Origin of the sequence: Pseudoalteromonas sp. SWXJZ94C, assembly GCF_015864385.1 — a bacterium.
Taxonomy (GTDB): Bacteria; Pseudomonadota; Gammaproteobacteria; order Enterobacterales; family Alteromonadaceae; genus Pseudoalteromonas.
On the sequence record NZ_JADYXF010000075.1, the window covers coordinates 1 to 11,889 of the forward strand.

An 11,889-nucleotide genomic window follows, 5' to 3' on the forward strand; every position below is an offset into this window, starting at 1 on the left:
TATTTTGTTTAACTCAGTATTATATTTATTCATGCTCTGCTTTTGGGATAGATAGTGGTTTGGCGATTACTATCAGATCAAATTCAGAGCATGTTTTCAAGTTTTATTCCTTAAGATCCAACCTATGATGCCGCTTTAGATAAAAATGAGCGCGACATTGTAGAGCAAGTCGATAAAAATACTCCCCAGGCACTGCAAGAAATAGAACAAGCTGTAAATATTAATAGCGGATCACTTAATATAGAAGGCGTAAAAAAAGTAGGCGAGCTTACAAGTAAGCAATTAGCAGCCATTGGTTTTGAAGTGGAGTGGCTTGATGGCAGTGCATTTAATCGTGCTGGGCATGTATTAGCAACATATGAGAGTAAAAACCCCGATGCAATAAAAATACTGATGATCGGCCATCTAGATACAGTATTTGCCAAGCACGATGACTTTACCACTTACAAACAGCTTGATGCCGATACAGCCAGTGGTCCTGGTGTTGCCGATATGAAAGGCGGTAACACGATAATAATTACCGCCCTTAAAAGCTTACAATCCCTTAATTTACTTGAAAACGTGAGCATAAAAGTATTACTTACTGGCGATGAAGAAAGCAGCGGTCGCCCGCTTAGTTTATCTAAACAAGCTATTGTTGATGCCGCTATTTGGGCAGACATAGCCTTAGGTTATGAAAATGGTGATAACAATATTAAAACAGCGATGGCGGCGCGCCGAGGTTATACAGGTTGGACATTAACTGTAGACGCAAACGCTGCACATTCATCACAAATATTTAATGAAAATGTAGGTTATGGTGCTATTTACGAGGCATCACGCATTTTAAATAGCTTTAGAGAACAACTTGCTACACAGCCTAATTTAACGTTTAACCCTGGCTTAATTGTTGGCGGTACGACTGCTGACTACAATAGTAAAAACTCTTCGGCAACTGCCTTTGGTAAAAGTAATGTTATTGCTCAAAAAGTACATGTTGCTGGTGATTTACGTGCGCTTTCGCCTAAACAATTAGAAAATGCAAAAAGATCAATGCAACTCATCACTAGCAATAGTTTAAATGGCAGTAAAGCAGAGCTTATTTTTGAAGATGGTTACCCACCAATGGCACTCACTGAGGGTAATCAAAAATTATTGGAAATGTATAGCGATGCTAGTCACGATTTAGGTTACAACAAAGTGGCAGCTGCCAATCCACGAAATGCCGGCGCAGCTGATATTTCGTTTGCAGCAAACCATGTTGATATGGCACTTGATGGTTTAGGCTTAATGGGCAGCGGCGCGCACACTAAAAATGAAACGGCTGATTTAACCAGCCTTGATAAAAATATCAAAAAAACCGCATTACTTATTTATAGATTAGGGCAGCTATAGCTTAATAACAAGGCGCATATTTGATACCGCTATTGAGACTATATTATGTTTTGTGGCATTTGGTTTTTATAGTGCACCTAGTCATTAATAATAAAAAAGCAGCCACTTTTAATAAGCGCTGCTTTAGTTTTATCTGCTTAGGCTAATAAGCTTTTATTGTTTGCGTTAGACTTAATAATTTAAGACATTATTTTAAACAGTAAATCTTTTACGGTTGCTGGCTCAAACGGTTTGTCGCAAATAGCGTCAACGCCTGCTTGCGCAATGTTAGCTAAGTGTGTTTCGTTTGCCTCAGAGCTAACCATTAAAATAGGAATATGTGAGTAACTATTTGAACGCCTAACTGTTTCGGTTAGTTCTTTTCCATCCATCTCTGGCATATTGTAATCAGTTACGATTAAATCGAACGACTGCTCATTTAAATATTCAATCGCTTCTTTACCATTCTCAGCCTCAACGGGTGCCGGTATTCCCATACCAGCAAGTACACGAATAATATGCTTGCGTGCAAAGCGACTGTCATCAACGACTAAAACTCGTAATAATGTTACATCAAAATGTTCTAGCTCAACTTCTTCTTCAGTAATTATATCTAAGGTCGCTTTTAGCGCGCGTGTAATCGCTTTAGCACTAAAAGGTTTTGGTAATATAGCTAATACCCCCGACTGTCTTAATTGCTCAAGATATTTTTTATTGCGCTCAGTCGACACCAACATAAATGCTTGGTTTTCGGTACTCGCAGTTGATCTGATTTTTTGTAGTAGCGAGTCTGCGGTGCCATCAGCAAAGTACATACTGCTAATCACTAAATCAGGTTGATACCTTTCAAGCATAGCCAAAGCTTGTGCTTGTGTAGTAGCGGTTTCAATTTGGTTTACACTGCACTGGGTCAGCGATTTTATAATTAGTTTTTGTTGAACATCGGAAGGTTCTACTAATAATATTGATAAATTGGCTATTGCAGTTAAATCACTCATTTATATCTCTTCAATATTGTTATGTTTTTTATAAAGCAATTGCTTTTATTCATTAAGATTATAGAACAACATACATAGTTGAATAGATAAAAGGTCTACAAAATTGTAAATAAAATATAAATAGCGCGTCAAATACTTACAACGCGCTCTATTTTAGTTATTTTGAATGTATTCCAACGCCGTCATTTTTTTATAACTTACATTGGGGTGTAAAACATGAGTTGGCTCTGGATCTACCACTTCTATTTCAATATTGTTATTACGCGCGATATCTAATGCCATTTGTGTAATGTTAACGCTAAAAGATGTACCCATAAATACGATTTTTTCAGCTTCATTCATACGTTGTTGAGCTTCACTGATACGATATAACTCGGTGTAATATTCATCAAATAATAAAACAAATGGCTTATAAGAGCGATTGATTATTGGTACCTGACTTTGAATGTTAAACACGTCAAATAACGATTCATGTAAATTGCTTTCGTCAACCTTATCCCACGGTGTAGTAAATGGAGTAACATCATCGCCTTGCTCATGAAATAGCGTCATTTGATCGAGCCTTCCATGAATAGCAATATAATTTTTATTACCCGCTTTACCATCAAGCCCATCTATATTTTGAGTAATTAAGCTTTTATCACTTAGCCAGTGGTGTACATCGTTAGGACCATGATTTCGGTACGTTGCAAAACGATGGTAATACCATGCTAAAAACTCCATTGGGGCACGCTTATACATAGCACGCGTGGCCATTTCTATTGGGGTATAGTTTTTGCTGCCAATAGTCCAATAACCATCTTCACCTCTAAAAGTAGGAATGCCACTAGCAGCACTTACTCCGGCTCCAGTAATATATAATGTGCTCATTTTTCTACCTCATACCCCAGTACGTCAGCACTTACTTGTTGTGTGTTATTCATGCCACCAATTCGATATAAAACACCTTGATTCTCAAGTAAACCACGGTGATCCATACTTGCTACTTTAAGGACTGATAAAATTTGCCATTTATTTTTTTCAATATTAAAACGCCAAACATGATTACTGGCTGGTGCAGGTTTTCCGTCATAACCAATACCACTGTAGTTATAAGGATTATTAGAACCCGCTAACATATAAATATTACCGTTATAGCTGGTGGCTGCCATTCTGTAATGTGCAGTCCCTGTTGGGTGTGGCAATGTACGCCAATCTATTTTTAACGGATTAGTTTCGTCTATAGTACCTTTTAAACACTGCGCAACACCTGCAAACGAACGACGTGAATCTGGATTTGCTTGTGTTTTAACGCCATCACAAATAACAATTGTATTGCCGTTAATAGCTGCTGCTTGACCAAATACTGGTTGCCCTAAAAATGGTGAAGCTTGTTGCCATGTATTATTTTGCGTGTCATAAACTTGGACTAAGTTTACGTTACCGTCGTTATGCCAACCACTAATTAAGTATATGTAACGTTGTTTATAACTAAGGGCAACACTATCATCAACCGGCACTGGCATATTAGCTAATTGGCTGTAGGTGTCATTTATTACATCGTATTTGTATACGTCAGGACTTGATGTTTCTGTATGATCGCTTGCTACTGTATAACCACCAAATACATATGCATATTCACCTAAGCCAACAGCAGTACTTGCTAACCGCCCTTTTATTGGCAAACTCGAAGGCACACCCGTTTTAGCTTGCCATTGTGAATCACCTAATTTAAGTGCCCATACTTTATTGTGTACTGATGAATGCTTTTTGTCGTGACCCAAACCCATAAAACTTAAAAAGTAGGTTTGGTTTTGTATTGATACTTTTGCAACTGCGTTATTAGCTACGGGCTCTGGTAATGCGGGAATACTTGCTAAAGCAAGAGATAAAATAAGACTCATAAGGCAGATAATTCAATAATTGTTTATACGGCCAGATTAAATTATTTTGTCCCTATAAGCCAATATTGTTGTATCTAAATAATCGGATTAATAAGTAATATTAAAGGTGCTGTATATATTCCCTTCAATTTAACTAATCGTTACTTAAAAAAAGAAAAAACCAACTATTCTGTAATCCAATTATTGTTTTAAAAGTGATTTTTTCGGCTATATTTTTATCGGTAAGTAAGTAAAGTGCATGTATTCGCTGGCTTTTTTACTAAAATTTTATGCAGTAATAAAAAATTAGTTTGTTGAATAAGTCGCTTTATTTTCGCCTGATTTTTTAATTTTATACATTGCTTGATCAGCATGCTTAATTAGTTGATGGTCAGTTTCACCATTATCAGGGTAATTAGCAATTCCAATACTTGGCGAAATGTTTAAATAAACATCATCAAATTTAAATACCATTTTAAATTGTGCGAGAATTTTGCGTTTTATTATGTTGGCTTCACTTGGTGAATTTAGATTATCTAAAATAATCAAAAATTCATCCCCACCTAAACGCCCTACGGTGTCACATTCCCTCGTTACACTATTGAGTCGTAGTGCAATACTATGTAAAAGTTTATCACCAACGTCATGCCCATAAGTATCATTTACCGCTTTAAAACCATCAATATCTATAAATAACAATGAAAAAAATGAGTTCTCTTTTTGTGCTTTTATAATTGCTTTCTGTAGCCGCTCCATTAATAACGAACGATTTGGTAACTCTGTAAGTGCATCATGCCTAGCAATATAATAAAGCTGTTCTTCCATTTTTTTACGTTCGGTAATATCGTGTGCGACCGCCACTCTAACTTGATGTTCTTCTGACCAGCGAACAGACCATAATATATTTACTACTTCCCCATCTTTTCTGAGCCAGCGGTTTTCAAATCGTGGATTTATTACTTCTCCAGATAACAATGAATCAACAGCATTATATGTTTTATGATGGTCACTTTCGTAAACATAATTAATCATCTTTTCCCCGACAACTTCATCTGCTTTATACCCAAAAATTTGCTCAAATGCAGCGCTAACAAAAACAAAGGTACCTTGCTTATCAACAACACATACCGCGTCGAGCATTAAATTGAGCACGTCTTCTAAATTTATAAACTCATTTTTTGTCATACTTTGCTTGCCTTAAAAGCAAATGAAGCTAATTTTAGTATTCGGTATACTTATAAAAAAAGCAAAGGAAAATAATGCTCTAGCGAAATAGAACGTAGTTTTGACTAATAAAAATCTTTTTCACACTAAAAATTTAACGTCGCTACAATAAATAAATTTAATGTTGCAGTATTTAGCTATTTTATAAAGTTTACTTTTAACTTTTTTAGGTACGCAATTGCAGATGTACCTAAATATACTATGCTACATACTTAATTATTTGAATCTAATAAGTATAAATTTTTATCTAATACAAAAATATTTATACTATTCATCATATAAAATGCTTTCACACTATAAACATATGTTAATGTTGTGTGATAACACATGTTTTATAAAAACAATCACTGTTTTTGATTTTTATATTGTGCGGGAGACGCGTCGGTGAAAACATCACAACACTTTTTGTGGCCATTACTTTTTATTTCTCCGTTTATTGCGGCCGCTCCATTTGAAGACGAAGATCTCGATCTTGATGCTCTAATGGGAATGGATGTGCAGGTCACTTCTGCAATGAAAAGAACGCAATCAGCTTTTGATACCGCTTCTTCTATTTATGTTTTAGGCAAAGAGCAAATTACTAGCTCAGGTGCTACATCAGTACCTGAAGCGCTGAAAATGGTACCTGGACTTATTGTTAGACAATTGGACAATAATCAGTGGGCTATATCTTCTCGAGGTGTAGCATCTCGTTTTTCTAGCAAGCTATTAGTAATGATTGATGGTCAGAGCTTGTACACTCCAAAGTTCGCAGCCGTTTACTGGGAAACCCTTAACGTACCGTTGTATGATATTGAACGCATAGAGGTGATTCGTGGACAAGGCGGACTTTTATGGGGCAGTAACGCAAACAATGGCGTTATAAATATTATTACAAAAAATAGTATTGATACTCGCGGTGGATACGCAAACGCGACAACGGGTAATCAAATAAACACAGATGCTAACTTACGCTATGGTGGCGATATTAGTAATAAAGGTAGTTACAGAGTTTATGGTCATATTAAAAACTCAAATGCTTCAAAAAAAGGAATTTCGCTTACCCCTAATGATACAACTAAACAGCACTCATTTGGTTTAAGAGCTGATTTCACTCCAAGTGATGAATGGTCTGCATTGTTTCAGGGGGATGTTACGCATTCTAAGCTGGGACAAAACTATCGCGGTGTTGTTGATGAAACTAACACAAACATTTCTTTTTCTGATGATTTAAAACGCACCGATTCGCGTATGATGGCCCGTATCGAGAATCGAATATCTACAAATGCAAATCAAATGCTGCAAGTCTCTTGGCTTAAACAAAATGGTGATCAAACATATATAAAAGAAAATTTTGAATCGTTAGATATTGATTATCAAATGAATTTTATATACCAATCATTACAATTAGATTGGGGATTGAACTACCGATATAATGCGATTTCGTTTGCTGAAAGTGTGTTTTTAGATAGTGACAAAGACTTAGATAACCTTAGGCAATATGGTGGGCTTGTTCAGGCGCAATATAATTTTGTACCCAATACACTCGACTTTATTATTGGAACTAAATTAGATCATAACGACTTAACTGGGTGGGAAAACCAACCGTCAGCAAGGTTAGTATATAAACCCATTGAAAATCATTTAACTTGGGGGGCTATATCGCGAAGTGTACGTACTCCTACTTTAATAGAGTTTAACGATAATTTTAAAGTTAACGGTACCAAAATAATAGATATTATTGGGGTTAAAACAGATATACCTGTAATTGATGATTATCGGATTGCAACTTTTCTAAATGGCAACGATAAAGTAAAGTCCGAAAATTATATATCTTATGAATTAGGCTATCGTTTTACCAACAATGATTGGGCATTAGATTTTTCTGCTTATCATACTGACGCAACAGATGTTGCCGCTATTAAATTAAACACACAGTTTGAGCAGTTTCTACCTGCAGTCGCGTTTTTTCAAGCTGGGCAATTTGAACAAGCTGCTCAGTCATTAACAACAACAGAGATTAACTTCGATCTTGTCTCAGTTGGAGAAACGACAACTAAGGGGTTTGATATTGTTTTATCTTGGCAACCAATTGATTCTCTTAGTACAGAGCTTGGTTATAGTTACACAAATATCGATTACAACTTACCTGAAGGCACAGCCCCGTCTATTGGCTTTGACTCATCAAATAGACAGTTATTCGCAAAAGCAAATTATACGCTATTTACTGATCACACCATTTTTACAGCATTACGTGTAGAAAACTCAGATGCATATGAAGCCGACAACTATACAGCATTAGACTTAACTTGGAATTGGCAAATCAATCATACTTGGGCGGCAGCTCTTTCGGGCAAAAACTTGTTTGCTGGTTCTCATATTGAATATAATAATACACGCGAAACTTATACAATACCTAATTACATTGATGAATGTATTACGTTTACAATAACAATAAAGTTTTAAGTTAATAAAATGCTTAAATTTAAAGGTCTGCTGCATAGTTTAACAATTACATTTGTACTTTTATTTAGTACGAACAGCAGTGCTATGGAAAAAGAGTATATGTTAAAAGCAGGCTTTTTATATAACTTTGCCCGCTTTGGTCAATGGCCTGTCCAATTAAATGAAAGTGAATACTTTACGATATGCAGCCCTGATAAAAGTTTTATTTATGCTGCGAATGTTGCTTTAAAGAATCGTACAATTAAACATTCACCTCTACAAAGTTTACACGTGGTACTTAATGAAGTGTCTCTCGAACCATGTAATATACTTTTTATTACGTCTGATACTATTACCGATTGGCAAAAATCACAGCTTACGTCTTATCACAACATTATGATTGTGGGTGAAAGTGCAGAATTTATTAAAAGCGGAGGACATATTAGATTTTTTCTTTCCAGCGGTAAAATTCGTTTTGAGATAGACCCACAAAAGCTTAAAGATTCAGGTATTACTATGAGCTCAAAAGTCTTACGCCTCGCCCGCGTTGTGAATAGGTAAAATAATGAAAAAAGTATTTTCATTAAATACGATGAATAAAAAACTTTTATTCATTTTAATGAGCGTTGCATTAGTATCTAGCGCAACTGTTACGATTGTATTTAGTGCTTATGAAGTTACGAGTGCTAAAGAAGAGCAAATACAAAGCTTGGATTCATTATCAAAAATGATATCACCGAATATAACAACGGCACTAATGTTCGATGATACCGAAGCTATACAAGAGTTAATTAACCCAATACTTACTCGCTCGGACATAATATCTGTAGTTGTAAATAATAAGGTCGGTCAACAGCTTGCAATTGCCCTCTCCCCTGACTTTTTTGAATATGACGGACATAGCATTGAAGTAACTACCGCTCTTACTCTAGATTTACATTATTATGGCGAAATTAAGATACAAGCTAATGATAGCTATCTAAATGATAGAACAGTCTTTTATACTAAATTTATTACTATATTAATGTGTTTTACATTCGCTGTGAGCCTACTTTTATCATTATCACTTAGGCGTCGTTTTTTAAACCCAATACTACATTTAGCACAAATAGCTGACAAAGTTACCAAATCAAATAATTACAGTTTACGTGCCAAACAACTATCTAAAGATGAAGTAGGTCAGCTTACAACATGCTTTAACGACATGCTTTCTACTATAGAGCAGCGAGAAAGCTCACTTGAAAATCAAGTGCGGCTTCGAACCAAAGAACTTGAAAATGCAAATATTCAATTACATCAATATGCATACCAAGATGGACTTACCGATCTGCCAAATAGACGCTATTTTTATGAAAAAATTCAAAACTTAGTTGCTACAAAAAACATGAAGTTTGCACTCATCTTTATCGATTTAGATGGGTTTAAAGAAATAAATGATAGCCTTGGTCACGATTATGGCGACTTACTATTACACCAAGTTGCAGAGCGATTACAGAAATGCATTTCAAAACAAGATACGGTTGCACGTTTAGGTGGTGATGAATTTACACTTATTCTAGAGGGTGTAAACGATCCTGTTGCAGCAGCAAAAATAGCTGATGCAGTTCAGCATAGTCTAATGCAATGTATTCAGATAAAAGAAGAGCAAGTAAATGTTACAGCAAGTATAGGCTTAACTTTTTATCCTGCAGATGGGTTAACCGTTGAAGAGTTAGTAAAGCGCGCCGATCAAGCTATGTATTTATCTAAAAAGAAAGGACGTAATCGCTATGAATTTTTCTCATATGTGATTGAAGAACAGGCTATTGAAAAACGTCGCTTAATTGAGGAAATTAAAATTGCGATCAGTGAAAACCAATTTGAACTGTACTATCAGCCAATTTTTTCGATTGATGGTATAACAGTACAAAAAGCGGAAGCCTTAATTCGTTGGAATCACCCAGAACGTGGCTTAATTACTCCAAACAGCTTTATACCTGTAGCCGAAAAAAATGGTTTAATTAGTGATATTGGTCACTGGGTAAAATCACAAGCAATACGCGATACAGTACAATTTAATAAGCTATCTGAAACTCCTATTCAAATAAGCGTGAATACTTCCCCTCTCGAAATTGATCGTGCCGGAGATTGGGTTGATCAATGGATCAAAGCAAGTAAGCAATATAAATTACCTGCGCACACTATTTTAATTGAGGTAACTGAAAACTCTTTAATGGATCCAGATTCTTCAATACAGCATCAATTAAAAAGGTTAAACGAGATAAACATAGATATTGCCATTGATGATTTTGGTGTCGGCTACTCATCTCTAGCCTACCTTCAACGTCTAGATATAGACATACTCAAAATTGACCGGACATTTATTAAAGATATAGAAACCAACGAGAACAGTATCGCACTTGTTAAAGCAATTATTACTATGGCACATAACCTAAATGTAAAAGTCGTTGCAGAAGGGGTTGAAACAACATATCAATATCTATTATTGAAAGAATTAGCATGCGATTACATCCAAGGTTATATATTTTCTAAACCAATAGATAAAAAAGCGTTTATTAAGCAGCATATAAAATCAAAGACTCTAATATAAATTAACTTAGTTTTACATGCCTTTCGTTAACTTTGAAAACAACTACATGTAATATTTATAGTCAAAAATAAACTACAACCATCGCGGTACTAATGCCTTATATTGATCATACTGTTCAGTAAAACATTTACTCAAGTGTGCCTCCTCGACTTGAGTTTGTCTAAATAATGCAACTAACCCAACAAGTAAGCAAATTAAACTAAATACACAAGGAAGTGCTAAAAAGAAACCAATTTGTGCCGCTGCTACACCTAAATACATCGGATTTCGAGAGTATTCATAAAGGCCTGTTGTTTTAAGTTCTTTAGGTCCATTAGGATCGATTCCTGAACGCCAAAGAGAAGCCATATTAAAATGCACGAACATGCTTAATATAAAACCCGCACTTAATAATATATTGCCAAACATAACACCAGGCCAACCATTCAATGGCTCGAATAATATTAAATAGCGGTCTATATCCGGAATAAATAACCTAACAACACACACCAACCAAATAGCTGCTCTAAAGAACTTAAATGCCATATGATTCCACCAACTAGCACAAAACTGTTGACCCGGAAAAATAACACCTGATGGCGTGTTTTTATTTTTAGAGATAATGCGATATGTATAAAATCCAGCAACAAAAGTATAAAAAAGTGCCAGATAAATACGAGTAAACTCTATTAGTGACGCTGAGTCATCTATAAAGGGTTGATAGTTCATTTAAGGACGCCCTCGCAGTAATTATTTTTATTCTTAATTAATGAATTCATCTTAGTATTCATACCGTTAATAAACAAGAAAAGTTAATGAAATGTATATATAAATCATTTCACCTTCAGTCAATATAAACTTAATCTCTCAACTTCTATTCTTTCCCATTATTTTAAACACATACAACATATCTATTGATGTTTAAATTTAGGATATCAAAAATAGCGAAAGCAAATTATAACAATAGTTAAGTTATCTAATCACAAGATACGGTTTTAATATATAGCTTTCATATATTAAACCTTCAATAAAATCGATGCTGTATCATACAGTTGTAACGGGTAATCCATCTTCAAAAATTCTCGATATTTAAAGGGAATTTATTTAGCTTCTGGCTTTATGTGCTTTTTAAGTAGGATGATAGAGGCTATGTAAGCATGCTATATTTGGCTATGCCTCCTTCTAGTCGTAAACACTTTAGTAAAATGAATGAGTATTAATAGGAATGTATGCCTTGAGCTGTGTATTATTCACCCATACATTCACTTTTCTACAATGTTAAGCATGTGAGCTACGCAGTATAATGCTTTAGTGCCCACAGCAGTATAATGCTTTAGTGCCCACAGCAGTGGAGAGCCACAGTATAAATACAGCATAATCATTCTCAAGCTGCTTATTATCGCGCTATTGCTGAGACTGGTGAGCTAAGTGGGCTTCTTTAAAGTGGGTCATGAGCTGA

General features: G+C 35.3%; 9 protein-coding genes. 4 read left to right on the top strand and 5 right to left on the bottom strand.

Going from position 1 to position 11,889, the window contains the following annotated elements; translation table 11 throughout:
• Positions 1 to 156 precede the first annotated feature (156 nt).
• Positions 157 to 1,374: a M20/M25/M40 family metallo-hydrolase gene (locus tag I6F65_RS20115; protein ID WP_197114609.1), complete on the top strand. Its 1,218-nt coding sequence runs from the start codon at positions 157 to 159 to the stop codon at positions 1,372 to 1,374.
• 179 nt (positions 1,375 to 1,553) lie between these two features.
• Here I6F65_RS20115 and I6F65_RS20120 read toward each other — a convergent pair whose 3' ends face one another.
• From I6F65_RS20120 to I6F65_RS20135, 4 genes are all read right to left on the bottom strand, one after another.
• The gene (locus I6F65_RS20120; RefSeq protein WP_197114599.1) at positions 1,554 to 2,351 is read right to left on the bottom strand and encodes a response regulator; all 798 of its coding nucleotides are present in this window, start codon (positions 2,349 to 2,351) and stop codon (positions 1,554 to 1,556) included.
• A 153-nt stretch (positions 2,352 to 2,504) separates the two neighbouring features.
• Positions 2,505 to 3,221: a Sir2 family NAD-dependent protein deacetylase gene (locus I6F65_RS20125; RefSeq protein ID WP_024611603.1), complete on the bottom strand. Its 717-nt coding sequence runs from the start codon at positions 3,219 to 3,221 to the stop codon at positions 2,505 to 2,507.
• Positions 3,218 to 4,234, bottom strand: a complete 1,017-nt coding sequence (locus tag I6F65_RS20130) for a kelch repeat-containing protein (RefSeq protein ID WP_166112957.1) — start codon at positions 4,232 to 4,234, stop codon at positions 3,218 to 3,220. Before I6F65_RS20130 ends, I6F65_RS20125 begins: the two co-directional genes overlap by 4 nt.
• A gap of 285 nt (positions 4,235 to 4,519) precedes the next feature.
• Positions 4,520 to 5,398: a sensor domain-containing diguanylate cyclase gene (locus tag I6F65_RS20135; RefSeq protein ID WP_166115209.1), complete on the bottom strand. Its 879-nt coding sequence runs from the start codon at positions 5,396 to 5,398 to the stop codon at positions 4,520 to 4,522.
• Positions 5,399 to 5,821: 423 nt separating this feature from the next.
• On the opposite strand from I6F65_RS20135, the gene I6F65_RS20140 reads away from it, so the two are divergent.
• From I6F65_RS20140 to I6F65_RS20150, 3 genes are read left to right on the top strand one after another with little or no spacing between them, the layout of a single operon-like run.
• The gene (locus tag I6F65_RS20140; protein WP_197114601.1) at positions 5,822 to 7,882 is read left to right on the top strand and encodes a TonB-dependent siderophore receptor; all 2,061 of its coding nucleotides are present in this window, start codon (positions 5,822 to 5,824) and stop codon (positions 7,880 to 7,882) included.
• A 9-nt stretch (positions 7,883 to 7,891) separates the two neighbouring features.
• On the top strand, positions 7,892 to 8,422 hold the full coding sequence (locus I6F65_RS20145; protein WP_197114603.1) for a YfiR family protein: 531 nt from the start codon (positions 7,892 to 7,894) through the stop codon (positions 8,420 to 8,422).
• Positions 8,423 to 8,426: 4 nt separating this feature from the next.
• Positions 8,427 to 10,451, top strand: a complete 2,025-nt coding sequence (locus tag I6F65_RS20150) for a GGDEF and EAL domain-containing protein (protein WP_197114605.1) — start codon at positions 8,427 to 8,429, stop codon at positions 10,449 to 10,451.
• Positions 10,452 to 10,523: 72 nt separating this feature from the next.
• Here I6F65_RS20150 and I6F65_RS20155 read toward each other — a convergent pair whose 3' ends face one another.
• The gene (locus I6F65_RS20155) at positions 10,524 to 11,159 is read right to left on the bottom strand and encodes an isoprenylcysteine carboxylmethyltransferase family protein (RefSeq protein WP_197114607.1); all 636 of its coding nucleotides are present in this window, start codon (positions 11,157 to 11,159) and stop codon (positions 10,524 to 10,526) included.
• Between the last annotated feature and the right edge of the window lie 730 nt (positions 11,160 to 11,889).